Source organism: Klebsiella sp. JB_Kp042, from assembly GCF_040065275.1.
In the GTDB taxonomy this organism is placed as follows: Bacteria; Pseudomonadota; Gammaproteobacteria; order Enterobacterales; family Enterobacteriaceae; genus Klebsiella; species Klebsiella quasipneumoniae.
This window is the reverse complement of record NZ_JBEAJL010000087.1, coordinates 18,055-45,043: the sequence shown is the minus strand read 5'-3', so window position 1 is coordinate 45,043 and position 26,989 is coordinate 18,055. Positions and strand designations below refer to the sequence as shown.

The 26,989-nt window shown below is 57.3% G+C and carries 27 protein-coding genes; 15 read left to right on the top strand and 12 right to left on the bottom strand.

What is annotated here, in order from left to right:
- Positions 1-82: 82 nt before the first annotated feature.
- Positions 83-1,732 (top strand): glucose-6-phosphate isomerase, encoded by a 1,650-nt coding sequence (gene pgi / locus ABLV54_RS15975; RefSeq protein ID WP_023291617.1) that lies wholly within the window; start codon positions 83-85, stop codon positions 1,730-1,732.
- 48 nt (positions 1,733-1,780) lie between these two features.
- Here the strand turns inward: pgi and ABLV54_RS15970 are convergent, their stop codons facing one another.
- From ABLV54_RS15970 to ABLV54_RS15945, 6 genes are all read right to left on the bottom strand, one after another.
- On the bottom strand, positions 1,781-2,236 hold the full coding sequence (locus tag ABLV54_RS15970) for an acyltransferase (protein ID WP_023291618.1): 456 nt from the start codon (positions 2,234-2,236) through the stop codon (positions 1,781-1,783).
- 8 nt (positions 2,237-2,244) lie between these two features.
- Positions 2,245-2,754 carry a GNAT family N-acetyltransferase gene (locus ABLV54_RS15965; protein WP_050533631.1) on the bottom strand — a complete coding sequence of 170 codons (510 nt, stop codon included), beginning with the start codon at positions 2,752-2,754 and terminating at the stop codon, positions 2,245-2,247.
- Between the two features lie 109 nt (positions 2,755-2,863).
- Positions 2,864-3,244, bottom strand: a complete 381-nt coding sequence (locus ABLV54_RS15960) for a Rid family detoxifying hydrolase (RefSeq protein ID WP_348814191.1) — start codon at positions 3,242-3,244, stop codon at positions 2,864-2,866.
- 20 nt (positions 3,245-3,264) lie between these two features.
- The gene (locus ABLV54_RS15955; protein ID WP_004206276.1) at positions 3,265-3,585 is read right to left on the bottom strand and encodes an AzlD domain-containing protein; all 321 of its coding nucleotides are present in this window, start codon (positions 3,583-3,585) and stop codon (positions 3,265-3,267) included.
- On the bottom strand, positions 3,578-4,318 hold the full coding sequence (locus tag ABLV54_RS15950; protein WP_023291621.1) for an AzlC family ABC transporter permease: 741 nt from the start codon (positions 4,316-4,318) through the stop codon (positions 3,578-3,580). The genes ABLV54_RS15955 and ABLV54_RS15950 overlap by 8 nt, the downstream gene beginning before the upstream one ends.
- Before the next feature lie 62 nt (positions 4,319-4,380).
- Complete coding sequence (locus ABLV54_RS15945; protein WP_023291622.1) at positions 4,381-5,658, bottom strand: L-serine ammonia-lyase, iron-sulfur-dependent, subunit alpha; 1,278 nt, start codon at positions 5,656-5,658, stop codon at positions 4,381-4,383.
- 371 nt (positions 5,659-6,029) lie between these two features.
- Between ABLV54_RS15945 and psiE the strand changes: the two genes are divergently transcribed.
- Positions 6,030-6,440, top strand: a complete 411-nt coding sequence (gene psiE, locus ABLV54_RS15940; RefSeq protein WP_004206282.1) for a phosphate-starvation-inducible protein PsiE — start codon at positions 6,030-6,032, stop codon at positions 6,438-6,440.
- A gap of 193 nt (positions 6,441-6,633) precedes the next feature.
- On the opposite strand, the gene malG is transcribed toward psiE, so the two are convergent.
- The 3 genes from malG to malE all read right to left on the bottom strand — a co-directional run bounded on the left by malG (position 6,634) and on the right by malE (position 10,403).
- Positions 6,634-7,524, bottom strand: a complete 891-nt coding sequence (gene malG / locus ABLV54_RS15935; protein WP_002884725.1) for a maltose ABC transporter permease MalG — start codon at positions 7,522-7,524, stop codon at positions 6,634-6,636.
- Positions 7,525-7,538: 14 nt separating this feature from the next.
- Positions 7,539-9,083 (bottom strand): maltose ABC transporter permease MalF, encoded by a 1,545-nt coding sequence (gene malF, locus ABLV54_RS15930; protein ID WP_023291623.1) that lies wholly within the window; start codon positions 9,081-9,083, stop codon positions 7,539-7,541.
- Between the two features lie 129 nt (positions 9,084-9,212).
- Entirely contained in the window at positions 9,213-10,403 is a 1,191-nt protein-coding gene (gene malE, locus ABLV54_RS15925; protein ID WP_004206285.1) for a maltose/maltodextrin ABC transporter substrate-binding protein MalE, read from the bottom strand.
- Positions 10,404-10,773: 370 nt separating this feature from the next.
- On the opposite strand from malE, the gene malK reads away from it, so the two are divergent.
- The 5 genes from malK (at position 10,774) to ubiA (ending at position 15,866) form a co-directional block, all read left to right on the top strand.
- The gene (malK, locus tag ABLV54_RS15920) at positions 10,774-11,883 is read left to right on the top strand and encodes a maltose/maltodextrin ABC transporter ATP-binding protein MalK (protein WP_002884743.1); all 1,110 of its coding nucleotides are present in this window, start codon (positions 10,774-10,776) and stop codon (positions 11,881-11,883) included.
- A gap of 85 nt (positions 11,884-11,968) precedes the next feature.
- Positions 11,969-13,258: a maltoporin gene (locus ABLV54_RS15915; RefSeq protein WP_002884747.1), complete on the top strand. Its 1,290-nt coding sequence runs from the start codon at positions 11,969-11,971 to the stop codon at positions 13,256-13,258.
- A gap of 114 nt (positions 13,259-13,372) precedes the next feature.
- The gene (gene malM, locus ABLV54_RS15910; protein WP_008807310.1) at positions 13,373-14,302 is read left to right on the top strand and encodes a maltose operon protein MalM; all 930 of its coding nucleotides are present in this window, start codon (positions 13,373-13,375) and stop codon (positions 14,300-14,302) included.
- 187 nt (positions 14,303-14,489) lie between these two features.
- Positions 14,490-14,987 carry a chorismate lyase gene (gene ubiC / locus ABLV54_RS15905; RefSeq protein WP_017900123.1) on the top strand — a complete coding sequence of 166 codons (498 nt, stop codon included), beginning with the start codon at positions 14,490-14,492 and terminating at the stop codon, positions 14,985-14,987.
- A gap of 12 nt (positions 14,988-14,999) precedes the next feature.
- A complete protein-coding gene (gene ubiA / locus ABLV54_RS15900) occupies positions 15,000-15,866 on the top strand; it encodes a 4-hydroxybenzoate octaprenyltransferase (protein WP_002884808.1) in 867 nt (288 codons plus the stop codon).
- Between the two features lie 58 nt (positions 15,867-15,924).
- Here ubiA and plsB read toward each other — a convergent pair whose 3' ends face one another.
- On the bottom strand, positions 15,925-18,348 hold the full coding sequence (plsB, locus tag ABLV54_RS15895; protein WP_017900122.1) for a glycerol-3-phosphate 1-O-acyltransferase PlsB: 2,424 nt from the start codon (positions 18,346-18,348) through the stop codon (positions 15,925-15,927).
- Positions 18,349-18,476: 128 nt separating this feature from the next.
- On the opposite strand from plsB, the gene ABLV54_RS15890 reads away from it, so the two are divergent.
- The 4 genes from ABLV54_RS15890 (at position 18,477) to ABLV54_RS15875 (ending at position 21,408) form a co-directional block, all read left to right on the top strand.
- Positions 18,477-18,845, top strand: coding sequence for a diacylglycerol kinase (locus tag ABLV54_RS15890; protein WP_004206290.1), 369 nt, complete (start codon positions 18,477-18,479; stop codon positions 18,843-18,845).
- A gap of 122 nt (positions 18,846-18,967) precedes the next feature.
- The gene (lexA, locus tag ABLV54_RS15885) at positions 18,968-19,576 is read left to right on the top strand and encodes a transcriptional repressor LexA (protein ID WP_004206291.1); all 609 of its coding nucleotides are present in this window, start codon (positions 18,968-18,970) and stop codon (positions 19,574-19,576) included.
- A 69-nt stretch (positions 19,577-19,645) separates the two neighbouring features.
- Positions 19,646-20,962: an MATE family efflux transporter DinF gene (gene dinF / locus ABLV54_RS15880; protein ID WP_044525128.1), complete on the top strand. Its 1,317-nt coding sequence runs from the start codon at positions 19,646-19,648 to the stop codon at positions 20,960-20,962.
- Positions 20,963-21,198: 236 nt separating this feature from the next.
- Positions 21,199-21,408 carry a CsbD family protein gene (locus ABLV54_RS15875; protein ID WP_023291626.1) on the top strand — a complete coding sequence of 70 codons (210 nt, stop codon included), beginning with the start codon at positions 21,199-21,201 and terminating at the stop codon, positions 21,406-21,408.
- Between the two features lie 95 nt (positions 21,409-21,503).
- Here the strand turns inward: ABLV54_RS15875 and zur are convergent, their stop codons facing one another.
- Positions 21,504-22,019, bottom strand: coding sequence for a zinc uptake transcriptional repressor Zur (gene zur / locus ABLV54_RS15870; protein ID WP_023291627.1), 516 nt, complete (start codon positions 22,017-22,019; stop codon positions 21,504-21,506).
- A gap of 248 nt (positions 22,020-22,267) precedes the next feature.
- Here zur and ABLV54_RS15865 point away from each other — a divergent pair, with 248 nt between their 5' ends.
- The 3 genes from ABLV54_RS15865 (at position 22,268) to pspG (ending at position 24,238) form a co-directional block, all read left to right on the top strand.
- Positions 22,268-22,756 carry a cupin domain-containing protein gene (locus ABLV54_RS15865; RefSeq protein WP_050533632.1) on the top strand — a complete coding sequence of 163 codons (489 nt, stop codon included), beginning with the start codon at positions 22,268-22,270 and terminating at the stop codon, positions 22,754-22,756.
- 100 nt (positions 22,757-22,856) lie between these two features.
- Positions 22,857-23,855, top strand: coding sequence for a tRNA dihydrouridine(20/20a) synthase DusA (dusA, locus tag ABLV54_RS15860; protein WP_348814190.1), 999 nt, complete (start codon positions 22,857-22,859; stop codon positions 23,853-23,855).
- Between the two features lie 140 nt (positions 23,856-23,995).
- The gene (gene pspG / locus ABLV54_RS15855; RefSeq protein WP_004206297.1) at positions 23,996-24,238 is read left to right on the top strand and encodes an envelope stress response protein PspG; all 243 of its coding nucleotides are present in this window, start codon (positions 23,996-23,998) and stop codon (positions 24,236-24,238) included.
- Positions 24,239-24,419: 181 nt separating this feature from the next.
- Here the strand turns inward: pspG and ABLV54_RS15850 are convergent, their stop codons facing one another.
- Complete coding sequence (locus ABLV54_RS15850) at positions 24,420-25,403, bottom strand: quinone oxidoreductase (RefSeq protein WP_023291630.1); 984 nt, start codon at positions 25,401-25,403, stop codon at positions 24,420-24,422.
- 169 nt (positions 25,404-25,572) lie between these two features.
- On the opposite strand from ABLV54_RS15850, the gene dnaB reads away from it, so the two are divergent.
- Positions 25,573-26,988, top strand: a complete 1,416-nt coding sequence (dnaB, locus tag ABLV54_RS15845; protein ID WP_002884942.1) for a replicative DNA helicase — start codon at positions 25,573-25,575, stop codon at positions 26,986-26,988.
- Position 26,989: the final 1 nt, after the last annotated feature.

Genomic DNA, 26,989 nt, shown 5'->3' with positions numbered 1-26,989 from the left:
AGTCACAAAAATCATCACAATTTTCCGTCACCGGCGCTACAATCGACCGAAGTCACAATCTCAAATCAGAAGAGTATTGCTAATGAAAAACATCAACCCAACGCAGACCTCTGCCTGGCAGGCATTACAGAAACACTTCGACGAAATGAAAGATGTCACTATCAGCGAGCTGTTCGCCAAAGATAGCGACCGTTTTTCTAAGTTTTCCGCGACGTTCGACGATCTGATGCTGGTGGACTTCTCCAAAAACCGCATCACCGAAGAGACGCTGGCTAAACTGCAGGATCTGGCGAAAGAGACCGATCTTGCAGGCGCCATCAAGTCGATGTTCTCCGGTGAAAAGATCAACCGCACCGAAGATCGCGCGGTACTCCACGTCGCGCTGCGCAACCGCAGCAATACGCCGATTGTGGTTGATGGCAAAGATGTGATGCCGGAAGTGAACGCTGTGCTGGAGAAGATGAAAGCCTTCTCTGAAGCGATTATCTCCGGCAGCTGGAAAGGCTACACCGGCAAACCGATCACCGACGTGGTCAACATTGGTATCGGTGGCTCCGACCTCGGTCCGTTCATGGTTACCGAAGCGCTGCGTCCGTATAAAAATCACCTCAACATGCACTTTGTCTCCAACGTCGATGGCACCCACATCGCCGAAGTGCTGAAGAACGTCAACCCGGAAACCACCCTGTTCCTGGTCGCGTCCAAAACCTTCACCACTCAGGAGACCATGACCAACGCCCACAGCGCGCGCGACTGGTTCCTGGCGACCGCGGGCGACGACAAGCATGTGGCTAAACACTTCGCGGCGCTCTCCACCAACGCGAAAGCGGTTGGCGAGTTCGGCATCGACACCGCCAACATGTTCGAATTCTGGGACTGGGTTGGCGGCCGTTACTCCCTGTGGTCGGCGATTGGCCTGTCCATCATTCTCTCCGTGGGCTTCGACAACTTCGTAGAGCTGCTGTCTGGCGCGCATGCGATGGATAAACACTTCTCCACCACTCCGGCGGAGAAAAACCTGCCGGTGCTGCTGGCGCTGATCGGTATCTGGTACAACAACTTCTTCGGTGCGGAAACCGAAGCGATTCTGCCTTACGACCAGTACATGCACCGTTTTGCCGCCTACTTCCAGCAGGGCAACATGGAGTCCAATGGTAAGTATGTCGACCGTAACGGCCACGCCGTGGACTACCAGACTGGCCCGATCATCTGGGGCGAGCCGGGCACCAACGGTCAGCACGCGTTCTACCAGCTGATCCATCAGGGCACCAAAATGGTACCGTGCGATTTCATCGCCCCGGCTATCACCCACAACCCGCTCTCCGATCATCATCCGAAGCTGCTGTCCAACTTCTTCGCCCAGACCGAGGCCCTGGCCTTCGGTAAATCCCGTGAAGTGGTGGAGCAGGAATATCGCGATCAGGGTAAAGATCCGGCGACCCTGGAGCACGTGGTGCCGTTCAAAGTGTTCGAAGGCAACCGCCCGACTAACTCTATCCTGCTGCGTGAGATCACCCCGTTCAGCCTCGGGGCGCTGATTGCTCTGTACGAGCACAAAATCTTCACCCAGGGCGCGATCCTTAACATCTTCACTTTCGACCAGTGGGGCGTTGAGCTGGGCAAACAGCTGGCTAACCGCATCCTGCCGGAGCTGAAAGACGGCAGCGAAGTCAGCAGCCACGACAGCTCCACTAACGGTCTGATTAACCGTTATAAAGCCTGGCGCGCATAACGCTTGCGCCGTTAAGACGAAATGCCGACCTTATGGTCGGCATTTTTTTTACAGCCGCCGCAGCAGGCGGGCTGGATTCCCCGCCCACACGCCTTTCTCGGTGATGGACTTCGTCACCACGCTGCCCGCGCCAATCACCACGCCGTCGCAGATGTTGACGGCCAGAATCGTGGCGCCGCTACCGATCGACACGTCATCGCCAATCTCAATCCGCCCCCAGCTGGCGCGGTCGGCGTTTGGTTTGCCGTCGCGAAACAGGTCGTTGGCGAACATCACCCCGTGACCGATAAAACAGCGCCGGCCAATGGTGACGTACTCGCAGATAAAGGTATGCGACTGGATTTTACTCTCCGCGCCGATGCGGGTATTCCCCTGGATCTCAACGAACGGTCCAACGAAGACGTTATCACCCAGCGTGCAGTCGTACAGGTTGGCGGGCTGGTAAATAACGACATTTTTCCCACAGACGACGTTACGTACGCCGGTATCACGAAGCTCAGGCATAGTTCCTCTCACAGCGGTTTGGCCAGAATATGCAAGGTGCTTTGCTGGCTGGCGGAATGGAAAGTCGTGTCTCTGATGTGCTGCATCCCCTGGCGTTCGTAAAAACGGCGCGCGGCGGGATTCGCGGCGAGTACTTCCAGCCACAGCCAGCGTTCGCCGGCCGTTTTTGCTCGCGTCTCGATGGCGTGAAAAATCTGCTCGCCGTAGCGGTGGCCAGTCTCCCCCGGCATCAGGTAGAGCTTATGCAGCAGCGTACCCATCGTGCCATCTTCAGCCATTCGCTGCTGAAAGCTATATTTAGCGAAACCAACGGGGGAAGCGGCTTCGGCGATGAGCCAATGATGGTTGGCATCGGTAAGACTCCGACGTAGCGCATCTTCGGCATATTCTTGCTTAAGAAATAACGCCAGTTCATCGGCATTGCGCCAGAGATGGGCGAAGTGGTGCTGGTAACTGGCATAACCCATCGCGCTCAGTTGTGGCGCGTCCTCGGGCAATGCCTTTCGGATAGTTAACATGCTGCGTTCCTCGGGTCGTTCAGTGGCTATAGTGCCTGTAATATGAACAACGTGGAACGACAAAAATCGGTGGGGAAGGGGCTGGAGGTTCTTCCTCCAGCCGGAGGGATTAACGGGCGAAAGCGATCGCTTCGATTTCGACGCCAGCGTCTTTCGGTAACCTGGCCACTTCCACGCAGGAGCGCGCCGGAAAGGCCGCCTGATGTTCGGTAAAGAAGGCCTCGTAGGCGGCATTAATGGCGGCAAAATCCGCCAGGTCTTTCACAAACACCGTGGTTTTGACGATCTGACCAACGGTGAGGCCGGCGGCTTCGACGATGGCTTTCACGTTCTCCAGCGACTGGCGCGTCTGTTCGGCAATGTCGTCGGGCATGGTGCCGTCCTGCGGATTAATGGGCAGCTGGCCGGAGGTGAGGGTCATCGCGCCGAGATTGACGCCCTGAACGTACGGAGCAATCGCGGCGGGCGCGTCAGCGGTAGTAATAATCATGTGGTTACCCCTTCAAACAGTTACAGAAAATAATTCAACAGCACCAGCGAGCCGACGCCGCTCACCACCACCCACACCAGACCTAAACGGAAGCTGGCGAGCGTACAGATAATGGCGGCGATCACCTTCGGATTTTTTAAGTCGAACTCCATGCTGGAATTCACGCTCAGGATCTGAATGGTGATGATGGCCGGCAGGACGGTGACCGGCACGAAGCGCAATGTTTTGGTCACCCGCTCAGACATCTGGATCTTGCCGGCCAGGCCGATAAACGAGAAACGAATAAGAAAAGTGACCGCGGCCATGCCCAGCGTCAAGGCGATAAAATAGCTATTACTCATTTTCCAGCGCCTCCACTAACGGCATGTCGGATTCGGTTGTTGCCATCTGCTTGCGCTCTTCCGCCAGGTCGACGCACAGGCCGGCAAGGACGCCGAGCACGGAGGCGACGACGATACCCAGCGAGTAGGGCAGGACCACTAACAGCACGCCGGAAACGGCGGCCACTACCGCGGCGACGGTGCAGGCCTGGCTTTTAATTTGCGGCACCACGATGGCGATAAAGGCGGCGACCATGGCGAAATCGAGACCGTATTTCTCAATGTGGGGAAACGAGGCGCCGACCAGCGCGCCAAGAAAATCGGCCAGCACCCAAATCGCCCAGAAGGTGACCATCGCCGAACCATAAAACAGATATTTTTCCTTTTTATTTCCTTCCATCTCTTTGACGGTAGTGGCATACACCTCGTCGGTGAGCGCATAGGACATAAAGCATTTTTTAAAGAATGAGGCTTCGCGCACGGTGCCGGAAATAGAGGCGCTATACAGCACATGGCGAAGATTAATAATTAATGTGGTGAAAATAATCACGCCGAGCGTGGCCCCGGTTTTTAACATATTCAGTGCCAGCATTTGCGCCGAACCGGCAATCACAATCGCCGACCACGCGGTACTTTGCCAGACGCTCATGCCGGCGCTGACGCTTAATGCGCCAACAATGAACGAGAAAGGAAAGTCCCCGATGCACAGGGGCATAATGGCGCTGGCGCCGCGTAATATGACTTTTTTATTCATCGTAAAATACCTGTTGGTGCAGGCAATAAATCATTATTGCGTAGGGTACAAAAGGGCTGGTCTTATTTGCTGACCATAATGCGAATGATCTCTTTATCGGTTTGCGCCATAGGCTTAATCACGAGGCGGCACAGGTTATTAATCGACTGTTCGACGTCGGCGCAGACAATGCCGTCGTTGGCGCTGGCGCAGCGGTTTTGCATCGCCATCAACACAGATTTAAAGGCGCTGGAAACCACCGAGGAGACCTTCATCGCGCAGCTGTTGGAAGCGCCATCGCAAATCATGCCGGTAACATCGCTAATCATATTGATGATGGCGGTGTTGATGGTTTCGATATTGCGGGTAAACAGCCATGCCATACCGGCGGCGGCGCCCATGGCGGCGGTGGAGGCCGCGCACAGTGCGGACAGGCGGGTATAGCGCGAATGGATGGAAATGGCCGTCAGATGCGAGAGCGCCAGCGCGCGAGCGAGCGTCTCTTCATCGGCATTCAGATGCTCGGCGACGGTAACTACCGGCATGGTCGCTGCGATCCCCTGGTTGCCAGAGCCGAAGTTCGACATGGCGACCACCGGGGCTCCGCCCATACGCGCATCGGAAGCTGCGACGGTGTTGATAATGACCTCGCTCATTAAGTCATTACTTAACAAACCATTTTTAACGGCTTCAGAGAATGTTCCGTTAATATTCAACCCATACTTTTTCGATTTGCCTTCTGCAGCCAGTGCGCTATTGAGGCGGGCGGCTTCCAGAATAAACGTAATATTCTCAACCGGGGTGGAGATAATAAAGTCATACGCTTCCTGGAGAGAGAAAGTTGGCAGTTCAGTCTGCGCTGTGGCGCTATTTTCCCCGGCGTGTAATGGCTGCTGTTCGCCATTAATATATAACTCGACCACATTGGTATGCGTGCCTTTTACCACGACGCGACAGGTCTGGTCACCGGCGCTGAGGGTGAGATCGAGATGAATAAAGTCAGGCGTATCCTGGACGTCAATAGTAACGTGGCCGGCATCCACCAGCGCTTGTGCCTGTTCCACATGCTGTGAAGTAATGCCTGCCAGGGTCTGTAATCCCTTATCGGCATCGCCACCAAAGGCGCCGATGGCGGCGGCCAGCGCGACGCCATTAACTGTCGTGCCGGGAATCGTGACGCCCGTGGCGTTTTTATACAGGTTGGCAGAAATAAAACCGCTAATTTTTTCGCAGGGTGTCGCTAAATGTTTCGCGGCGTAAGCGGTGGTAAATGAAATAGCAACAGGTTCCGTACAACCTAATGCTGGTGCGACTTCTCGCTGTAGCCAGCGAATAAAAAGTGAGGATGCTTGGTCAGACATTATTATGATTCCTGGACGTAAGATGATGAGGAAATATGCTAAGGGAATCGGCAGAAAAAAACTTTCTCAAATAACCCTTTATTTATTAAGGTCTGGAGAAAAATTTTATTTTTAGCCTTATCTAAACATGCAGGCCTGTATGTAAATTAAGTTATTGATTAACAATGACTGTGCAGGGATAGTTTTATACAAAAAAAGGGGATTCAGTTATGTCGATCACACGCCGTTAAGGAGGGTATTTTTCTCTTTTGCCGAAATCCTGTCCTGAGGGCGCAAACGTGTAAAGCCCACGCGGTGAGGGGTAACTGTAGATCTGGATCACACTTTTGCGCTATACCGGACGCAACAAGGACTGATTATGAGGTGTGAATATGTCGTCGGTTTATCGCCCACTGGTGAATTTTATCGCCACTGCGATGCAAACGGTTTTGAATCTGGGGCTGCTGTGCCTGGGGATTATCCTGATCGTCTTCCTCGGTAAAGAGACGCTACATCTGGCCGATGTCCTCTTTACCCCGGAGCCGACCAGTAAGTACCGGCTGGTGGAAGGACTGGTGGTCTACTTTCTCTACTTCGAATTTATCGCGCTGATCGTCAAGTATTTTCAGTCGGGGTTCCACTTCCCGCTGCGCTATTTCGTCTATATCGGCATCACCGCGATTGTGCGTTTGATCATCATCGATCATGAATCGCCGATGGCGGTGCTCATATACTCCGCCGCGATCCTGATCCTGGTGATTACGCTCTGGCTGTGTAACTCCAATCGCCTGAAACGCGAATAAAAAAAAGCGGCCTCCAGGGCCGCTGACCAACAGTCACAAATAGAATTTATGTAGGGTCCAGTTGAGGATAGCAGTGGCATTGGCCTTACTTTTTCAGCTGAGGGCGACGGCGACAATACCCGGTTGGGGTCGTGTATTGCGGCTAGACCGTCGGCCCCCATCTGAAATTTGGGGCCGGTGTTACAAAAAAAACTTAACCTTTCACCCCACCCGCCGTCAGGCCGTTCACCAGCCAGCGCTGCGCCAGCAGGAACACTACCGTGATTGGGATGGCGGAGAGTACCGCCGCGGCGGCAAAATCGCCCCACAGATAGTTCTGCGGGTTGAGATACTGTTGCATGCCTACCGCCAGGGTATAGCTGTTCACATCGCGCAGCAGCAGCGAGGCGACCGGCACTTCGGTGATGGCGGCGATGAACGACAGAATAAAGACCACCGCCAGAATCGGCACCGACAGCGGCAGCAGCACGAGGCGGAACGCCTGCCATGGGGTCGCGCCATCCAGCGCCGCCGCTTCTTCCAGCGAGCCATCGATGGTTTCGAAGTAGCCTTTAATCGTCCAGACGTGCAGGGCGATACCGCCCATGTAGGCAAAGATCACGCCGCCGTGGGTGTTGAGGCCGACGAACGGGATGTACTGGCCCAGGCGGTCAAACAACGCGTACAGGGCAACCAGCGACAGCACCGCCGGGAACATCTGGAAAATCAACATCCCTTTCAGCAGGGTCGCTTTCCCCGGGAAGCGCATACGGGCAAAAGCGTAGGCACAGGTGGTGGAGAGGGCGACGATACCGATCGCGGTAATCCCGGCGACCTTAATCGAGTTCCACAGCCACAGCAGGACCGGGAACGGCGGCGGCGTGACGCGGCCATCCGCGTGTTCGACGCTGAAGCCTAACGCCAGACGCCAGTGTTCCCAGGAGATGGTATCCGGGATCAGGCTGCCGGTGGCGAAGTTGCCTTCGCGCAGCGAGATGGCGATAACCATCAGCAGCGGAAACATAATCGCGGCGATAAAAATCAGTAGCAGGAGATGCGTGGTAAATAAACGTAGCTTCTGCGATTTGGGTTGGACCATAGCCATTATCGTTATCTCCCTTAATCAAACTTCATGCGTGTGGCTTTCAGGTTCACAATCGCTAACGCGCCAACCAGCAGGAAGATAAGCGTTGCGATAGCCGCCGCCAGGCCGAAGTCCTGACCGCCGCCGCCTTCAAAGGCGATACGGTAGGTGTAGCTCACCAGCAGGTCGGTATAACCGGCCGGGGTGGTGGTGCCGAGACGGTCCGGACCGCCGTTGGTCAACAGTTGAATCAGGACGAAGTTGTTAAAGTTAAAGGCGAAGCTGGCGATCATCAGCGGCGTCAGCGGCTTAATCAGCAGCGGGAAGGTAATTTTAAAGAAGTTCTGGAACGGGCCGGCGCCATCCATTGCCGACGCTTCGTACAGATCGTCCGGAATCGCCTTCAGCAGCCCCATGCACAGGATCATCATGTACGGGTAGCCCAGCCAGGTGTTGACGATGATGATCATGGTGCGCGCGGTGGTCGGGTCGCTAAACCACGCCGGTTTAATGCCGAACAGCGCGCTGAGCATCATGTTGATTTCACCAAAGCTCTGGTTGAACAGGCCTTTGAAAATCAGAATCGAAATAAATGACGGTACGGCATACGGCAGAATCAGCAGGACACGGTAAATCGCTTTGCCTTTCAGCGCTTCCCACTGCACCAGGCAGGCGAGGATCATCCCCACCGCGACGGTCAGCACCACGGTCAGAACCGAGAACACCACCGTCCAGACGAAGATGGCGAAGAACGGTTTCTGGATGCCTTCATCGTGGAAGACGCGGGTAAAGTTATCCCAGCCGATAGTCACGGTGTAGCCCGGGCTCAGCTTTTCTGTGCCCCAGCTACCGTCGGCGTTGATTGCCTGGTAGAAACCAACGTCGTTGTTCGGGCGGTATTTGACGTGGGTTTGATTGTTGGTCAGCTCGCCGTTTTCGCCAAGCGTATACAGCGGTTGGGTGCCGGAGAACTGGCGCAGCGAGCTCATGATCACTTTGCTGTCATCAGGCAGTACGGCGGTCAGCTGGTTCAGCGCGGTGCGGTTCTGGGTAATGACGCGCAGGTTGGCGCGCTCGCCTTCCGGCAGGGCGTCAGTTTCTTTTAACGCCAGCTTCTGCTCGCCGCCGAATTTAAAGGCATCGGAAAGGTAGTTTTTACCGCTCTCGCCATCGGTCAGGGCCAGCTTCCACTCGTCGCCTGCCGGGATCAGCGTGAAGTTATAGGCTTTGCCGGCCTGGAAGGAGCGATCCATCAGCACCTGCTGCGCGCGCTCAAAGGTCAGCTGGTTGGTGCTGCTGTAGTTGGTGAACGCGATAGCGATAGTACAGATCAGCGGAAACAGGACAAACAGGCCCATGCCGGCGAGGCCGGGATAGACATAGCGCCAGGCATAGGCCTTGCGATTAGCGAAAATATACAGGCCAACTGAGCTTAAAATCAGCGTCATGATGGCGAACAGGTACTCCCCCTGGGCGTACATCAAAACAACAAGGTAACCCACCAGCAGGCACAGTAAGCCAATCACAGACCATGTGAGTTGCGGACTTTGCCACCAGTGTCTCTTTTTAACGGCATCCATGGGGATCATCCTCTACAGCGTTAAACATCTGTCGGCGTCAGTGCCTGATGGCGCTGCGCTTATCCGGCCTACGGATTGTGTAGGCCGGATAAGGCATTCATGCCGCCATCCGGCACGTACGCTACAGCATTACTTAGTGATACGGCTCTGGGCATCCTTCAGCGCAGCATCGACAGTCTGACGACCGCTGGCGGCGTTGATAACCGCGGTACGAACGGCATACCAGAAGGCAGACATCTGCGGGATGTTAGGCATAATTTCGCCTTTCTGGGCGTTCGCCATGGTGGCAGCGATGCGCGGATCTTTTTCCAGTTTTTCCTGGAAGGATTTCAGCGCCACCGCACCCAGCGGTTTGTCGTTGTTAACGGATTCCAGACCCTGATCGGTCATCAGGTAGTTTTCGAGGAACTCTTTCGCCAGCTCTTTGTTCGGGCTGGCGGCGTTGATCCCCGCGCTCAGCACGCCAACGAACGGTTTCGATGGTTTGCCTTTAAAAGTCGGCAGCAGGGTCACGCCGTAGTTAACCTTGCTCTTATCGATGTTAGACCACGCCCACGGACCGTTGATGGTCATCGCGGTTTCACCTTTGTTGAAGGCCGCTTCCGCGATGGAGTAATCGGTATCGGCATTCATGTGCTTGTTCTTGATCAGGTCAACCAGGAAGGTCAGGCCCGCTTTCGCGCCTGCGCTGTCCACGCCGACGTCTTTCACATCGTACTTGCCGTTTTCAAACTTGAACGCGTATCCGCCGTCGGCAGCGATCAGCGGCCAGGTGAAGTACGGTTCCTGCAGGTTGAACATCAGCGCGCTCTTACCTTTCGCTTTCAGTTCTTTATCCAGCGCCGGGATCTCTTCCCAGGTCTTCGGCGGGTTCGGCACCAGGTCTTTGTTGTAAATCAGGGACAGCGCTTCCACCGCGATCGGGTAGGCGATCAGTTTGCCGTTATAGCGAACGGCATCCCAGGTGAACGGATAGAGTTTGTCCTGGAACGCTTTGTCCGGGGTGATTTCCGCCAGCAGGCCGGACTGCGCGTAGCCGCCGAAACGGTCATGCGCCCAGAAGATGATGTCCGGGCCGTCGCCGGTCGCCGCAACCTGCGGGAATTTCTCTTCCAGCTTGTCCGGGTGTTCTACAGAAACTTTAATGCCGGTGTCTTTTTCAAACTTTTTACCCACTTCAGCGAGGCCGTTGTAGCCTTTGTCGCCGTTAATCCAGATAACCAGCTTACCTTCTTCAATTTTCGCGAGGGCAGAGGCGGAAAACATCATCGTGGTCAGTGCCGACAGCGCGAGGATGCGAGCGCCAGTTTTGATTTTCATATACCCGTCCTTTTTGGTGTTGTACTCGTGGATACACTTCGGTGGCTTAACGATGATGAGTTTCCTTTTTTAACAACCCCTTTCCATCCTCCCCAGGTCTACGCCCCACCCGCTGGTTGTGTGATCTCCATTGCAAAAACGGCCGTATTGCGTCCTAGAGCACAGAAAAAAGCGCCCAATTTTGTCGCCTCCATCACGAAATCACCCGCTGCCCGCCATCCCCCGCGGCGAGAGCCAATCTCTCATCCTCCCATCTCCTCCCCCATAAAAAAGCCGGGGGGTGGAGGATTTGCCCGGCTAATGAATGCCGCATAGTCGACCCATCTTGAATGTGACTGTTAGTGACAGGTTGTAACGAAGGGAGAAGGGCATGGCGAGCGTACAGCTGCGAAATGTAACGAAAGCCTGGGGTGACGTGGTGGTATCGAAAGATATCAATCTCGATATCCACGAAGGGGAATTCGTCGTGTTTGTCGGGCCATCGGGCTGCGGCAAATCTACCCTGCTGCGTATGATTGCCGGGTTAGAAACTATTACCAGCGGGGACCTGTTTATCGGTGACACCCGCATGAACGAGATCCCACCGGCAGAACGCGGCGTTGGGATGGTATTCCAGTCTTATGCGCTCTATCCCCACCTTTCCGTTGCGGAAAATATGTCGTTTGGCCTGAAGCTGGCCGGCGCGAAAAAAGATCTGATTAACCAGCGGGTGACCCAGGTGGCGGAAGTGCTGCAGCTGGCCCATCTGCTGGAGCGTAAACCGAAAGCCCTCTCCGGCGGTCAGCGCCAGCGTGTGGCGATTGGCCGTACGCTGGTGGCTGAGCCGAGCGTCTTCCTGCTGGATGAGCCGCTCTCCAACCTCGATGCCGCCCTGCGCGTTCAGATGCGTATCGAAATCTCCCGTCTGCATAAGCGACTGGGCCGCACCATGATCTATGTGACCCACGATCAGGTGGAAGCGATGACCCTCGCGGACAAGATCGTGGTCCTCGACGCCGGCCGTGTGGCGCAGGTCGGGAAACCGCTGGAACTCTATCACTATCCGGCTGACCGCTTCGTCGCCGGCTTTATCGGTTCACCGAAGATGAACTTCCTGCCGGTCAAAGTCACCGCGACGGCTATCGATCAGGTGCAGGTTGAACTGCCAAACCGTCAGCAAATCTGGCTACCGGTGGACAGCGCCAACGTTCAGGCGGGCGCCAACATGTCCTTAGGTATCCGCCCGGAGCATTTACTGCCCAGCGATATCGCCGATGTGACCCTCGAAGGCGAGGTTCAGGTTGTCGAGCAGTTAGGTCACGAAACGCAAATTCATATCCAGATCCCCGCCATCCGTCAAAACCTGGTCTACCGCCAGAACGACGTGGTGTTGGTAGAAGAGGGAGCCACATTCGCTATCGGTTTGCCGCCAGAACGTTGCCATTTATTCCGTGAGGATGGCACCGCTTGTCGTCGGCTGCATAAAGAGCCGGGCGTGTAAGGCTTCCCATTAAAAAAAGGCGCGAACCCGGCTGGCGGTACACCGGCGAAGCGTGCAAAGAAAAGCAATGATCTCAGGAGATAGAATGATGATTACTCTGCGCAAACTTCCACTGGCGGTCGCCGTCGCGGCAGGCGTTATGTCTGCTCAGGCGCTGGCTGTCGATTTCCATGGCTACGCGCGTTCCGGCATTGGCTGGACCGGCAGCGGCGGCGAGCAACAGTGCTTCAAAGCGACCGGCGCTCAAAGTAAATACCGTCTTGGTAACGAATGTGAAACCTATGCGGAACTGAAGCTGGGCCAGGAGCTGTGGAAGGAAGGAGATAAGAGTTTTTATTTCGATACTAACGTTGCCTATTCCGTGAATCAGGAAGATGACTGGGAAAGCACCTCTCCGGCGTTCCGTGAAGCCAACATCCAGGGTAAAAACCTGATCGACTGGCTGCCGGGCTCCACGCTGTGGGCGGGTAAACGCTTCTATCAGCGTCATGACGTTCACATGATCGACTTCTACTACTGGGATATCTCCGGCCCGGGTGCAGGTCTGGAAAACGTTGACCTTGGCTTCGGTAAGCTCTCTCTGGCCGCTACCCGTAACTCAGAAAGCGGCGGTTCTTATACTTTCTCCAGCGATGACACCAAGAAATATGCTGCGAAAACTGCCAACGACGTCTTTGACATCCGTCTGGCGGGCCTGGAAACCAACCCGGGCGGCGTGCTGGAGTTAGGCGTCGATTACGGCCGTGCGAACCCGCAGGATGACTATCGCCTGGAAGACGGCGCGTCGAAAGACGGCTGGATGTGGACCGGTGAACATACTCAGTCCATCTGGGGCGGCTTCAACAAGTTTGTGGTTCAGTACGCCACTGACGCAATGACCTCCTGGAACAGCGGCCACTCTCAAGGGACCAGCATCGATAACAACGGCAGCATGATCCGCGTTCTGGATCACGGCGCGATGGACTTCAACGATGACTGGGGCCTGATGTACGTTGCGATGTACCAGGACGTGGATCTGGACAGCAAAAACGGCTCCACCTGGTACACCGTGGGTGTTCGTCCGATGTACAAATGGACGCCGATCATGAGCACCCAGCTGGAAATCGGTTACGACAACGTGAAATCCCAGCGTACCAGCGAAAACAACAACCAGTACAAAATCACTCTGGCTCAACAGTGGCAGGCAGGCAACAGCGTCTGGTCTCGTCCGGCTATCCGTATCTTCGCAACCTACGCGAAGTGGGATGAAAACTGGGGCTACAGCAACACCTCTGGTCTGCAGACGAAAGACAGCAGCGGAAGCGGCGCTTTCACCTCCAGCCGCGGTGACGACAGCGAAGTTACCTTCGGTGCCCAGATGGAAGTGTGGTGGTAATACCGTCCGCAGGACGGGTGTAACCTGGGAGGGGCATCGGCCCCTCCTGACTATTCAGGGTTAGCGCGCTATTGCCTGGCTACCGCTAAACCGATGCTATCCAAGGTGAGAAGAATGAAAATGAAGAAAACTCTCGTCGCTCTGTGTTTATCCGCAGGGATGTTGGCATGCGTGCCGGGGATGAGCCTTGCCGATGTTAACTTTGTACCGCAGAACACCAGCGCCGCGCCGTCTATTCCAGCCAGCGCGCTGCAGCAACTGATCTGGACGCCTGCCGATCAATCGAAGACGCAGAGCGTAGATTTAACCACCGGCGGTCAACGCCTGGATGTTCCAGGGATCGTCGGACCGGTCGCCGCCTGGAGCGTGCCGGCCAATATCGGTGAGCTGACCCTGACCCTCGACAGCGAACTGAACAAACATAAGCAGATTTTTGCGCCGAACGTGCTGATTCTCGACCAGAACATGACGCCAGCGGCGTTCTTTCCCAGCAACTACTTTACCTATCAGCAGCCGGGCGTGATGACTGCCGATCGCCTGGGCGGTGTGATGCGCCTGACCCCGGCGCTGGGCCAGCAGAAGCTCTATGTGCTGGTGTTTACCACTGAGAAAGATCTCCAGCAGACCACCACCCTGCTGGATCCGGCGAAGGCCTATGCCAAAGGCGCAGGCAATGCGGCGCCGGACATCCCGGATCCGATCGCCAAACATACCACCGATGGCGTGCTGAAGCTGAAAGTGAAAACCAACAGCACCTCCAGCGTGCTGGTGGGGCCGCTGTTCGGCTCCTCCGGCCCGGGCCCGGTCACCGTCGGTAACACCGCGGCGCCGGTAGCTGCGCCAGCCGCCGCAGCCGCTGCGGCGCCGGCCGCCAAAAGCGAACCGATGCTCAGCGATACCGAGACCTACTTCAACAACGGTATTAAGCAGGCGGTGAAACAAGGTGACATCGACAAAGCCCTGAAATTGATGAACGAAGCTGAGCGCCTCGGCTCCAAATCCGCTCGTTCCACCTTTATCAGCAGTGTAAAAGGCAAGGGGTAATCGTCTCCCCACAATGCTGATGTTTAGGCACAGCCTTTAGGTGCATCCTCCGGGATGCACCTTTTTTTGCACGCGCGGCGGTCTGTTGCATGGCTGTTGCGTGAATGATCGTATATTGACGTTTGCCCGCCACCAACCGCCTATTCTGCGATACAATGCTCTCACGTTATGTACCGGAGAATCAGGCATGTCCCATCCTGCGCTTACGCGACTGCGTGCGCTGCGCTATTTTGCCGTTATGCCGCCCCTGGCGCCGCCCCTGAGTGACTGGCTGCTGCTGGAGGACTCAATGACCCAGCGTTTTGAGCAACAAGGAAAGCAGGTCACCGTCACCCTGGTTAACGAAGGGTATATCGGGCGTGAGGCGCTGGCTGACGAAGCGGCGCTGTTGCCCGACGAGCCGCGCTACTGGCTGCGGGAGATTATACTCAATGCCGATGGCGAGCCCTGGCTGGCCGGACGCACGGTGGTGCCGGAGTCGACGCTGTGTGGGCCGGAGCTGGCGCTACAGCAGCTCGGGCAGACCCCGCTGGGCCGATACCTGTTCACGTCGTCGACGTTAACCCGCGATTTTATTGAAATTGGTCGCGATGCAGCGCTGTGGGGGCGTCGTTCCCGTCTGCGGCTGAGCGGCAAACCCCTGCTGCTGACCGAGCTGTTTTTGCCTGCGTCGCCGTTGTACTAAGAGGAAGAAAAAATGGAGTGGAGTCTGTCGCAGAATAAGCTGTTGGCGTTTCATCGCCTGATGCGCACTGACAAACCGATCGGCGCCTTGCTGCTGCTGTGGCCGACGCTGTGGGCGCTGTGGGTGGCCTCGCCGGGCGTCCCGCCGCTGTGGATCCTGGCGGTGTTCGTCGCCGGCGTCTGGCTGATGCGCGCCGCCGGCTGCGTGGTGAATGACTATGCCGATCGAAAATTTGATGGTCACGTAAAGCGTACCGCCCGCCGTCCGCTGCCGAGCGGCGACGTCACCGAGAAAGAGGCGCGAACGCTGTTTATCGTTCTGGTGCTGCTCTCCTTCCTGCTGGTGCTCACCCTCAACACCATGACGATTTTGCTGTCGGTGGCGGCGCTGGCGCTGGCGTGGGTCTATCCGTTTATGAAGCGCTACACCCATCTGCCGCAGGTGGTGCTGGGGGCGGCCTTTGGCTGGTCGATCCCAATGGCCTTCTCGGCCGTCAGCGAATCGCTGCCGCTGAGCTGCTGGCTGATGTTCCTCGCCAACATTCTGTGGGCGGTGGCCTACGATACCCAGTATGCGATGGTGGATCGCGATGACGACGTCAAGATCGGCATTAAATCGACGGCGATCCTGTTCGGCGAAAACGATCGTCTGATTATCGGTATCCTGCAGGTGGCCGTGCTGGCGCTGATGGGCGCGGTAGGCTGGCTGAACGGGCTGGGCTGGGAATACTACTGGTCGCTGTTCGTAGCGGCGGGTCTGTTTGGCTGGCAGCAGAAGCTTATCTTCAATCGCGACCGCGATAACTGCTTTAAAGCGTTTATGAACAATAACTACGTCGGGCTGGTGCTGTTCCTCGGCCTGGCGATGAGCTACCTGTAAAATCCCTGGCCCCATCCCCCCGGTTTGCCGGGGGGCGAGGAGGACAGCAAACGCCGCGTTACGCGTCGTCCTGCGTGACGCTTTCGATCGTCAGACGTACATCCGACGTAATCAAATCCGCCAGCATCCGATAGACCTTCAGGGTCTCTTCCGGCTCGGCATCGCCCGTATCGCTGATATAGCCTTCATCGCGCAGGGTCAGCACCAGGGTACTGAATACCGCTTTATCGAAGAACTCCGGCGCGTTGATGCCATGCAGCACCGACAGGCGCTGAGCCACGGTACGGCTCTCTTTCTCCAGCGAGCTGCGGTTGATAGACGGGTTAGCGCTCAGCAGCCAGAAGGTAATGGCGTAGCGCTGCAGCGTCTCGCGGGCGCCTGCGGCCAACAGCTGCAGAGAGCGAGAGTGCGACGGGTTGAGGCTCATCACATCGCCATCGATGACGATCAGCTCCTGACGCAGCATCTCGGCAATCAGCGCATCCATCACTCCGGCCAGCTCCGCTTTCTCCCAGCGCAGGAACAGCTCGGCTTTGAGGAACGGATAGAGCGTTTCCACATGGCGCAGCACTTCGGCGCGGCTGAGATGACGATGCTGAGTCACCAGGGCGGCTAACAGCGACGGCATCACCAGCATATGGGCGATGTTGTTGCGATAGTAGGTCATCAGCACCGCCTGCTCGCGCGGCAGAATGATGATGTCGCCAATGGTGTCTTTCTCGACTTCGAACTTGTTCATCTGCAGCGCGTGGTCGATAAGCTCGCTGGCCGAAGCGGACGGCGCGGTGGCATCCGGCGAATAGGGCACATTGCGCAGCAGCGCGAGGTAACACTCCAGCTGCTGGGTGAGCTGCTCACGGGTCAGCGAACGCTGGCGGGAGGCCAGCAGCGCCGTACAGCAGAGGTTCATGGCGTTGGCCGCGCCGGCGTTGTTGATGCGTACCATCAGGTCAGCGGCGATGTTATTCACCGTCGGCGTCAGCCAGGAAGGGCGGACCGCTTCGATCGGGTCAATCGCTTCCCGCCACTCCGGCACATGGTGGTTCAGATAGGTCATCAGCGGCAGCGGTTCGCCGAAGTTAACGTAGCCCTGGCCAAGATTGCGCAGCTTGCTTAAGCCGCGCACCATCTGCGGCAGACTCTCTTTCTCTTTGGTGGCGCCGCGCAGCTCTTTGGCATAGGTCCCTACCTCCATCACGTGCTCGTAGCCGATGTAAATTGGCACCAGGGTGATCGGCCGGGTGCCGCCGCGCAGCATCGCCTGGATGGTCATCGACAGCGTACCGGTCTTCGGATCGAGCAGACGGCCGGTACGGGAGCGGCCGCCTTCGACGAAATACTCTACGGAATAGCCGCGGCTGAACAGTTCGCCAAGGTACTCGCGGAACACCGTGGAGTAGAGCTTATTGCCCTTAAAGGTGCGGCGAATAAAGAACGCGCCGAGGCGGCGGAAGATTGGCCCGGCTGGCCAGAAGTTAAGGTTGATACCCGCCGCGATATGCGGTGGCACCAGCCCCTGGTGGTACAGGACGTAAGAGAGCAGCAGATAGTCCATGTGGCTGCGGTGGCAGGGGACATAGACAATCTCATGGCCATCGTGCGCCAGCTGGCGTACGCGCTCGGCGTTATGCACGTTGATGCCCTGGTACAGGCGGTTCCAGGTGAAGCCGAGAATGCGGTCGGTCAGGCGGATCATCTCGTAAGAGAAGTTCGCGGCAATCTCTTCCATCAGCGCAATCGCGTTCTGCTGGGCCTTCTCGTGGGAAATTTTCTTGCTGCGCGCTTCGTCTTCCACCGCCCGGGCAATGGCCTTCGACGCCAGCAGCTTGTTAAACAGATCCTGGCGGGCCGGCAGACGCGGGCCGACGGCGGCCAGGCGCTGGCGGGCAAAATGCATCCGCGCGACGCGAGCCAGTTTCTGGGCGATGATCTTATCGGTACCGTGCTCATCCGCCATGCGGCGCAGCGATACGGAAGGCGAGAAGCGCACGAAGCTGTCGCGGCCGAGCCAGGAGACGGCGAAAAATTTCTGAATGCCGTTAAGCATCCGCAGCGGCGGATTAACTTCCCCTTTCTCACGACCCGGCGAGCGGCCGAACATCACCGACACCGGCACCATTTGCACATCGAGATCCGGATGGTTGCGGTGCAGATCGAGGTAGTCATGGAACAGCTTGATGGACTCTTCTTTTGGCGTGTAGTAGGTGAATACGCGCGGCCCGCCGTGGATGAATACGTAGCGCGGCAGCAGGGCGCCGTCGATTTCCAGCGGTTCAAGCGGGTCAGGTAAATCATGCGCCAGACATTGGGCGCGCAGCGTCAGCAGGTCCGCCTTGGAGTTATAGGGCAGGACGTACATGACCGGACGCGAGGTATCGAGTCCTAATTCCTGAGCAGGCTCTGCCGGAATAGACTTGCTTTTTACCAGCACCCGTAATGGTAAATTCAGTAATTTATAGTAAATTCGTTGCCAGCCGGACATAAACGATGTGAAGCCTCTGGTTAATCATGCAAATGCGCGGCAAGAATAACAGAAAGCGGGCAAAATTTCCGTTACCGCGCGGCAAACGCGTACACTCATCGACGTCATTTACATAAAAAGGTTTTGTGATGGCCAATAATACCACCGGGTTAACCCGAATCATTAAGGCGGCAGGTTACTCCTGGAAAGGATTTCGCGCGGCGTGGATCAACGAGGCCGCGTTTCGTCAGGAAGGTGTCGCCGCCATCGTGGCCGTCGCGATAGCCTGCTGGCTGGACGTCGACGCCATCACCCGCGTATTGCTGATTGGCTCGGTCCTGCTAGTGATGATAGTCGAAATTCTCAACAGCGCGATTGAGGCGGTCGTGGACCGTATTGGCTCGGATTATCACGAGCTTTCAGGGCGCGCCAAAGACATGGGGTCGGCGGCGGTCCTGCTGGCGATAATCATCGCGCTGATCACCTGGGGAACGCTGCTGTGGAGCCATTATCACTAACGTTCTTCGCTAACCCTCGCAAAATATAAACAATCTGCCGATTTTTGTGTGCCATGTGGTTCCAAAATCACCGTTAGCTGTATATACTCACAGCATAACTGTATATACACCCAGGGGGCGGAATGAAAGCGTTAACGACCAGGCAGCAAGAGGTGTTTGATCTCATTCGGGATCATATCAGCCAGACGGGCATGCCGCCGACGCGTGCGGAGATTGCTCAGCGCTTGGGGTTCCGTTCCCCAAACGCGGCGGAAGAACACCTGAAAGCGCTGGCGCGTAAAGGCGCAATCGAGATCGTCTCCGGCGCCTCGCGCGGTATCCGCCTGCTGACGGAAGAAGAGCACGGCCTGCCGCTGATCGGCCGCGTCGCCGCCGGTGAGCCGTTGCTGGCGCAGCAGCATATTGAAGGCCACTATCAGGTCGACCCGTCGATGTTCAAGCCCAACGCCGATTTTCTGCTGCGCGTCAGCGGGATGTCGATGAAAGACATCGGTATTCTGGATGGCGATCTGCTGGCGGTCCACAAAACCCAGGATGTGCGTAACGGCCAGGTGGTGGTAGCGCGCATTGACGATGAAGTGACGGTGAAGCGCCTGAAAAAGCAGGGCAACGTCGTCGAACTGTTGCCAGAAAACAGCGAATTTACCCCTATCGTTGTCGATCTGCGTCAGCAGAGTTTTACCATTGAGGGTCTGGCCGTTGGCGTGATCCGTAATGGAGAATGGCTGTAACGCCTGCCCCTGCGCAGCGTCATCTGATGCATGACGCTGCGACGTTTGTCCTCAATCAGGTCTCCGAACATGCTGCTCAACGCTGCCGATAAAGCGCTGTGGCGCCTTGCACTCCCCATGATTTTCTCCAATATCACCGTCCCGCTGCTGGGGCTGGTGGATACCGCGGTGATCGGCCACCTTGACAGCCCGGTATACCTCGGCGGCGTCGCGGTCGGAGCGACGGCCACCAGTTTCCTGTTTATGCTGCTGCTGTTTCTTCGCATGAGCACCACCGGGCTGACCGCTCAGGCCTGGGGGGCCAAAGATCCGCTGCGACTGGCGCGGGCGCTGGTGCAGCCGCTGGCTCTGGCGCTGGGCGCCGGGGTGTTGATTATCCTGTTTCGCCTGCCGTTGATTAACCTCGCCCTGCATATCGTCGGCGGCAGCGAGGCGGTTCTCGAGCAGGCGAGACGGTTTCTCGATATCCGCTGGCTCAGCGCTCCCGCGTCGCTGGCCAACCTTGTGCTGCTCGGCTGGCTGCTGGGGGTCCAGTACGCCCGGGCGCCGGTGATTTTGCTGGTGGTCGGTAATCTGTTGAATATTGTGCTCGACCTGTGGCTGGTGATGGGCCTGCGGATGAACGTCCAGGGGGCGGCGCTGGCCACGGTCACCGCGGAGTACGCCACTCTCATTATCGGCCTGATGATGGCGAAGCGGGTGCTAACGCTGCGCGGCGTGTCGCTGGCGATGCTGAAAAACGCCTGGCGCGGCGACATGCGCCGTCTGCTGGCGTTGAATCGCGACATCATGCTGCGCTCCCTGCTGCTGCAGCTGTGCTTTGGCGCGCTGACCGTCTACGGCGCCCGTCTGGGCAGCGATATCGTGGCGGTCAACGCCGTACTAATGACCATGCTGACCTTTACCGCCTACGCGCTGGATGGCTTTGCCTATGCCGTGGAGGCCCACTCCGGCCAGGCCTACGGCGCGCGCGACGGCAGCCAGCTGCTGGAGGTGTGGCGGGCGGCCTGCCGGCAGTCCGGTATGGTGGCGCTGGCGTTTGCCCTGGTTTACAGCCTGGCGGGGGAGTACATCATCGCGCTGTTAACCTCGCTGCCTTCCCTGCAGCAGCTGGCCGATCGCTATCTGATCTGGCAGACCATCCTGCCGGTGGTCGGGGTCTGGTGCTATCTGCTGGACGGCATGTTTATCGGCGCGACGCGCGGCGCGGAGATGCGGAACAGTATGGCGGTCGCCGCGGCCGGCTTCGCCGTGACGCTGCTTACGGTCCCGGCGCTCGGCAATCACGGCCTGTGGCTGGCGCTGGCGGTGTTTCTCGCGCTGCGAGGCCTGTCGCTGGCGCTGATCTGGCGCCGCCACTGGCGACGCGGCACCTGGTTTAGTTAGCCCTTTCTCTAGCTCGCCATTATCGGTGAACGTCCTTCGGTCGCGCCAGGTTTGCCGGAGCGACTCAGTAGCCCGGCGAGCGTAGCGCGTGCCGGGAAAACCACCTTCAGCGTTTCCAATGAGGGCTATGGTTAAAAATTCCGAATAACGAATCGGCGCCAGCATTCTCATCTATAGTTAATACCATGTCCGGCACAAAACGGGCTGTAAACCCACCGAATGATGAGGACGTTATCATGAATAAAGACGAAATCGGCGGTAACTGGAAACAGTTGAAAGGTAAAGCCAAGGAACAGTGGGGCAAACTTACCGATGACGATATGACCGTAATCGAAGGGAAGCGCGACCAGCTGGTCGGCAAAATTCAGGAGCGTTACGGCTATGAGAAAGATCAGGCTGAGAAAGAAGTCTCAGACTGGGAGCATAAGAACGACTATCGCTGGTAGCGTTCCGTGATCCGAAGAATGAAGCATTTGTGTTAGTGCCTGTCTAAATGGCGCAGGGACGCGCCGTTAACCCTTTTTCCCGCTGCGGCTGCCGCTCAGCGGGCTTTCTTTTTGAGTTGAATCGTATGATCGTGCTGGCAGTGTCCCGGCGTGCTGCAGGCTTCCACTTCCACGCAGCTCGCGCAAAGGCCATGAGCTTCAATCACGTTGTGGCGCAGGGCGAAGCCCATTCTGGCCGCCAGCGTGTGCATGATATCTTCCACCCCTTCAGCCGCCTCTTCCTTCACCACGCCGCAGCGGTCGCAGATAAACATGGCCGAGCTGTGGGTTGGCTGGTCAAAGAGATGACACAGCACATAGCTGTTGGTCGATTCCACCTTGTGGACAAAACCCTGCTCGAGTAAAAACTCCAGCGCGCGGTAGACCGTCGGCGGCTTTGCCTGCGGCTCTTTCTCACGCAGCAGATCCAGCAGGTCGTAGGCGCTGATTGCCCCTTGCTGCAGGCTCATCAGGCGCAACACTTCCAGACGCTGTGGGGTCAGGCGTACGCCGCGTTGCGCACACAGCTTTTCAGCATGCGCTAACATCTCTTGCGAAGGGGACTTATCCATGAGCATCCTCAGGTTGCGTGAAATTGAATCTGTTACTTTATCACGTTCCGCGGAAAACGCCGAGACCCGACGGGTGATGCGGGTCATACTTCAGATTGTCGGCGCCAGTCCACTCCCTGGCGCTGGCCGCTGACGCTCGTGGAGGCTGCGCCTTAGCCGGTCGCTAAAACCGTCATGCCCGATTTAATCGCAACACGCCTGACCCAGGGTATGCTATATCTGAAGTGTCTCATTTTCGGGAGAAAACGATGAAACGACCTGATTGCATTCGCCACTGGCGCGAACTGGAAGGGCCCGACGATGCCACTTATCCCGACAGCCCGGAGCGTTTTTCCATTGGCGCGCCGCTGGGGCGCGGTTTACGCCTCAACCGGCTGGGGATCCACCACGAGAGACTGCCGCCCGGGCGGCGCACCTCTTACCCGCACGCGGAGAGCGATGAGGAAGAGTTCATCTATGTGCTGGAGGGCTATCCGGAAGTGTGGATAAACGGCTATCTCTGGAAGCTGGAGCCGGGCGATAGCGTGGGTTTCCCCGCCGGCACCGGCGTTTGCCACACCTTTCTCAATAACACCGGGCAGGAGGTTCGTCTGTTGGTGGTGGGTGAGGCCAACAAAAAGTACAACCGAATTTACTACCCGCTCAATCCCGGCTATGCCGCGACGCGCCAGGATCGCTGGGTTGATCATCCGCCGCAGTTCTTTGGCCCACATGACGGCAAACCGCGGATAAAGTAATCGACACCGGGAAGGGGCGAAGCGCGGCGCACTACGCGCCTGTGGTTTATCTTTATGCTATAGTAGCGCCCCTTTTTACCCGGATGCTTATTTATTCGCCATGATGCCTGAATTAACGTCACCTGTTTTTCCTGCTCACCGCTTCTCCATCGCGCCGATGCTCGACTGGACTGACCGGCATTGCCGCTACTTCCTGCGGCTGCTGTCGCGGCATACGCTGCTGTATACCGAAATGGTGACCACCGGGGCGATTATTCACGGCAAAGGGGACTATCTGGCCTATAGCGAAGAAGAACACCCGGTTGCTCTGCAGCTCGGCGGCAGCGATCCGCAGGCCCTGGCGCAGTGCGCGAAGCTGGCCGAGGCGCGCGGCTATGATGAGATCAATCTCAACGTCGGCTGCCCCTCCGATCGGGTGCAGAACGGGATGTTTGGCGCCTGTCTGATGGGGAATGCCCAGCTGGTGGCCGACTGTATCAAAGCGATACGCGATGTGGTGTCGATCCCGGTCACGGTGAAGACCCGTATCGGCATCGACGACCAGGATAGCTATGAATTCCTTTGCGATTTCATTGAGACGGTCTCCGGCAAGGGCGAATGTGAGATGTTTATTATTCACGCCCGCAAAGCCTGGCTCTCCGGTCTGAGCCCGAAAGAGAACCGCGAGATCCCGCCGCTGGATTACCCCCGCGTCTGGCAGCTGAAGCGCGACTTCCCCCATCTGACGATGGCGATTAACGGCGGCATCAAATCGCTGGATGAAGTCAGAGCACAGCTTGAGCATATGGATGGGGTGATGGTCGGGCGTGAGGCCTATCAGAATCCGGGCATTCTGGCTTCGGTCGACCGGGAGATTTTCGGCGTCGCCGGCGCGGATGCCGATCCCGTGGCCGTCGTGCGGGCCATGTACCCGTATATTGAGCGCGAGCTCAGCAAGGGTACTTATCTGGGCCATATCACCCGTCATATGCTGGGACTGTTTCAAGGTATCCCGGGCGCCCGCCAGTGGCGTCGCTACCTGAGCGAGAATGCGCATAAAGCCGGCGCCGACATTGCGGTGCTGGAGCAGGCCCTGAAGCTGGTGGCCGATAAGCGTTAGTTTCTCACCAAAACCTGGTGAAATTGACCACGCCCCGCACACCATTGCGGGGCGTTTTCTTTTAAATTCAGTTGGTTATTGTTGGCATGTTTTTTGTAATACCTGCAGAGCGACATATTAATGACTGTGGGGAGAGAGCCATGCTGGAACTGTTATTTGTCATCGGATTTTTTGTCATGCTGCTGGTCACCGGCGTATCGCTGTTGGGGATTATCGCCGCCATCGTGGTGGCTACGGCGCTGATGTTCGTCGGCGGTTTGTTTGCTTTAATGATTAAATTGCTGCCGTGGCTGCTGTTGGCTGTGGTGGTGGTGTGGGTTATTCGGGCACTGAAAACCCCGGACGGAAACGCTTTTCGCGACAATAACCGTTGGCGTTACTAAGGTATTGAGGGGTATGTCACAACCTGAACAATTTTGCACAGAACCGCGTAGGCATTACTGCGCAAATCTGTCACTATTAGCGCGTTAACGAATTCATCGCGCTGTACCCTACATACAGCCGAACTAAAAAAAAGTAAGGGCTTCCCAGGTGGAAGCCCTAAACTTTTGTCCCTTTGTCCGCTTACGGCAGCAGCAGACTCGACCCCTGTGTCACCCGGCTCTCCAGAACTTCATGCGCTCGTCGCGCTTCGGTCAGCGGATAGGTCTGACTCTCGGGCACGTCCACTTTAATCACGCCGCTGGCGATCAGCGAAAACAGCTCACTGCAGGCTTCCGCCAGCTCTTCCCGGTTGGTGATATAGCCCTGTAGCGATGGGCGGGTGACATACAGAGAACCTTTCTGGTTCAGGATCCCCAGATTAACGCCGGTTACCGGGCCGGAAGAGTTGCCAAAGCTGACCATCAGGCCGCGGCGTTGCAGACAGTCCAGAGAGGCTTCCCAGGTATCTTTCCCTACCGAGTCATAGACCACGGCGACTTTCTTACCGTCGGTGAGCGCTTTGAGCCGCTCCGCGATAGGTTCTTCGCGATAGTTAATCACCTGCCAGGCGCCCGCCGCTTTGGCGCGCTGCGCCTTCTGCGCGCTGCCGACGGTGCCGATAAGTTTCGCCCCCAGCGCTTTCGCCCACTGACAGGCTATCAGCCCCACGCCGCCGGCGGCCGCGTGAAACAGGAACATCTCATCAGGCTTAATTTCATAGGTTTTGCGCAGCAGATACCAGACCGTTAATCCCTTGAGGAACGACGCGGCGGCCTGTTCGAAAGAGATGGCGTCCGGGAGGACCGCCGCTTTGTCGGCCAGCACATTGTGCACCGTGCTGTAGGCGCCGAGCGCCGACTGGGCGTACACCACCCGATCGCCTACCTTAATGTGCGATACCCCGTGGCCAACTTTACTGACGACGCCGGCCGCTTCGGTGCCGAGGCCGCTCGGCAGCGAGGGCGGCGGATAGAGGCCGCCACGAACATAGGTGTCGATATAATTGATACCGATGGCTTTGTTTTCGACCTGAATTTCATGCTCAGCGGGATCGCGGGGCGTGAATTCAACCGCCTGAAGCACCTCCGGCCCCCCGTGTTTTGAAAATTCGATGCGTGTTGCCATGTTCGCTCCTGTGTTGTTCTGAGATTATCCAGTAAGCTTAACAGCCTGCGGCGGCGGCGACGGATTTTCTTACCCGCCTCAGGCCAGTCACGCTGAATGGGTTCTTTAGCGGCAATGGCTTTCTCGCTATACTGTCACGCTCTTTTCCGTATCGGTGAAACGTTAGGCTATGGCAGGAAATAAACCCTTCAACAAACCACAGACAGAAACCCGCGAACGCGATCCGCAGCTCGCCGGGCTGAAAGTCCCGCCGCACTCGATTGAAGCGGAGCAGTCGGTGTTGGGCGGTTTAATGCTGGATAACGAGCGCTGGGACGACGTCGCCGAACGCGTCGTTGCCGACGACTTTTATACCCGTCCGCATCGTCATATCTTTACCGAGATGGCGCGCCTGCAGGAGTCGGGCAGCCCGATTGACCTGATCACCCTCGCGGAGTCGCTGGAGCGTCAGGGACAGCTGGACAGCGTGGGCGGCTTCGCCTATCTGGCTGAACTGTCCAAAAATACCCCCAGCGCGGCAAACATCAGCGCCTATGCCGACATCGTGCGCGAACGCGCGGTCGTGCGCGAGATGATCTCGGTGGCCAATGAAATCGCCGAGGCCGGCTTCGACCCGCAGGGGCGAACCAGCGAAGATCTGCTCGACCTCGCCGAGTCCCGCGTCTTTAAAATCGCTGAAAGCCGGGCCAATAAAGACGAAGGGCCGAAAAACATCGCCGATGTCCTCGACGCCACCGTCGCCCGTATCGAACAGCTGTTCCAGCAGCCCCACGACGGCGTTACCGGGGTCAACACCGGCTACGACGACCTCAACAAAAAGACCGCCGGCCTGCAGCCGTCGGATCTGATTATCGTCGCCGCCCGTCCGTCGATGGGTAAAACGACCTTCGCCATGAACCTCGTGGAAAACGCAGCGATGCTGCAGGACAAGCCGGTACTCATCTTCAGTCTCGAGATGCCCTCGGAACAGATTATGATGCGTTCTCTGGCCTCGCTGTCGCGCGTCGATCAGACCCGCATTCGTACCGGTCAGCTGGACGATGAGGACTGGGCGCGGATCTCCGGCACCATGGGCATTCTGCTGGAAAAACGTAACATCTATATCGATGACTCCTCCGGCCTGACGCCGACGGAAGTGCGTTCCCGCGCGCGGCGTATCGCTCGCGAGCACGGCGGCATCGGGCTGATTATGATCGACTACCTGCAGCTGATGCGCGTGCCGTCGCTCTCCGACAACCGTACCCTCGAGATCGCCGAAATCTCCCGCTCGCTGAAGGCGCTGGCCAAAGAGCTGCAGGTGCCGGTGGTGGCGCTGTCGCAGCTGAACCGCTCGCTGGAGCAACGTGCCGATAAACGCCCGGTCAACTCTGACCTGCGTGAGTCCGGTTCTATCGAACAGGATGCCGACTTAATCATGTTCATTTACCGTGATGAGGTCTATCACGAGAACAGCGATCTGAAGGGCATCGCGGAAATTATCATTGGTAAACAACGTAACGGCCCGATCGGCACCGTGCGACTGACCTTCAACGGCCAGTGGTCGCGTTTCGATAATTATGCTGGCCCTCAGTATGATGATGAGTAAT

Bases quoted from the DNA above. Each gene is read 5' to 3' on its own strand.
- pgi (WP_023291617.1), top strand. From the start codon at position 83: ATGAAAAACATCAACCCAACGCAGACCTCTGCCTGGCAGGCATTACAG.
- ABLV54_RS15970 (WP_023291618.1), bottom strand. From the start codon at position 2,236: ATGCCTGAGCTTCGTGATACCGGCGTACGTAACGTCGTCTGTGGGAAA.
- ABLV54_RS15965 (WP_050533631.1), bottom strand. From the start codon at position 2,754: ATGTTAACTATCCGAAAGGCATTGCCCGAGGACGCGCCACAACTGAGC.
- ABLV54_RS15960 (WP_348814191.1), bottom strand. From the start codon at position 3,244: ATGATTATTACTACCGCTGACGCGCCCGCCGCGATTGCTCCGTACGTT.
- ABLV54_RS15955 (WP_004206276.1), bottom strand. From the start codon at position 3,585: ATGAGTAATAGCTATTTTATCGCCTTGACGCTGGGCATGGCCGCGGTC.
- ABLV54_RS15950 (WP_023291621.1), bottom strand. From the start codon at position 4,318: ATGAATAAAAAAGTCATATTACGCGGCGCCAGCGCCATTATGCCCCTG.
- ABLV54_RS15945 (WP_023291622.1), bottom strand. From the start codon at position 5,658: ATGTCTGACCAAGCATCCTCACTTTTTATTCGCTGGCTACAGCGAGAA.
- psiE (WP_004206282.1), top strand. From the start codon at position 6,030: ATGTCGTCGGTTTATCGCCCACTGGTGAATTTTATCGCCACTGCGATG.
- malG (WP_002884725.1), bottom strand. From the start codon at position 7,524: ATGGCTATGGTCCAACCCAAATCGCAGAAGCTACGTTTATTTACCACG.
- malF (WP_023291623.1), bottom strand. From the start codon at position 9,083: ATGGATGCCGTTAAAAAGAGACACTGGTGGCAAAGTCCGCAACTCACA.
- malE (WP_004206285.1), bottom strand. From the start codon at position 10,403: ATGAAAATCAAAACTGGCGCTCGCATCCTCGCGCTGTCGGCACTGACC.
- malK (WP_002884743.1), top strand. From the start codon at position 10,774: ATGGCGAGCGTACAGCTGCGAAATGTAACGAAAGCCTGGGGTGACGTG.
- ABLV54_RS15915 (WP_002884747.1), top strand. From the start codon at position 11,969: ATGATGATTACTCTGCGCAAACTTCCACTGGCGGTCGCCGTCGCGGCA.
- malM (WP_008807310.1), top strand. From the start codon at position 13,373: ATGAAAATGAAGAAAACTCTCGTCGCTCTGTGTTTATCCGCAGGGATG.
- ubiC (WP_017900123.1), top strand. From the start codon at position 14,490: ATGTCCCATCCTGCGCTTACGCGACTGCGTGCGCTGCGCTATTTTGCC.
- ubiA (WP_002884808.1), top strand. From the start codon at position 15,000: ATGGAGTGGAGTCTGTCGCAGAATAAGCTGTTGGCGTTTCATCGCCTG.
- plsB (WP_017900122.1), bottom strand. From the start codon at position 18,348: ATGTCCGGCTGGCAACGAATTTACTATAAATTACTGAATTTACCATTA.
- ABLV54_RS15890 (WP_004206290.1), top strand. From the start codon at position 18,477: ATGGCCAATAATACCACCGGGTTAACCCGAATCATTAAGGCGGCAGGT.
- lexA (WP_004206291.1), top strand. From the start codon at position 18,968: ATGAAAGCGTTAACGACCAGGCAGCAAGAGGTGTTTGATCTCATTCGG.
- dinF (WP_044525128.1), top strand. From the start codon at position 19,646: ATGCTGCTCAACGCTGCCGATAAAGCGCTGTGGCGCCTTGCACTCCCC.
- ABLV54_RS15875 (WP_023291626.1), top strand. From the start codon at position 21,199: ATGAATAAAGACGAAATCGGCGGTAACTGGAAACAGTTGAAAGGTAAA.
- zur (WP_023291627.1), bottom strand. From the start codon at position 22,019: ATGGATAAGTCCCCTTCGCAAGAGATGTTAGCGCATGCTGAAAAGCTG.
- ABLV54_RS15865 (WP_050533632.1), top strand. From the start codon at position 22,268: ATGAAACGACCTGATTGCATTCGCCACTGGCGCGAACTGGAAGGGCCC.
- dusA (WP_348814190.1), top strand. From the start codon at position 22,857: ATGATGCCTGAATTAACGTCACCTGTTTTTCCTGCTCACCGCTTCTCC.
- pspG (WP_004206297.1), top strand. From the start codon at position 23,996: ATGCTGGAACTGTTATTTGTCATCGGATTTTTTGTCATGCTGCTGGTC.
- ABLV54_RS15850 (WP_023291630.1), bottom strand. From the start codon at position 25,403: ATGGCAACACGCATCGAATTTTCAAAACACGGGGGGCCGGAGGTGCTT.
- dnaB (WP_002884942.1), top strand. From the start codon at position 25,573: ATGGCAGGAAATAAACCCTTCAACAAACCACAGACAGAAACCCGCGAA.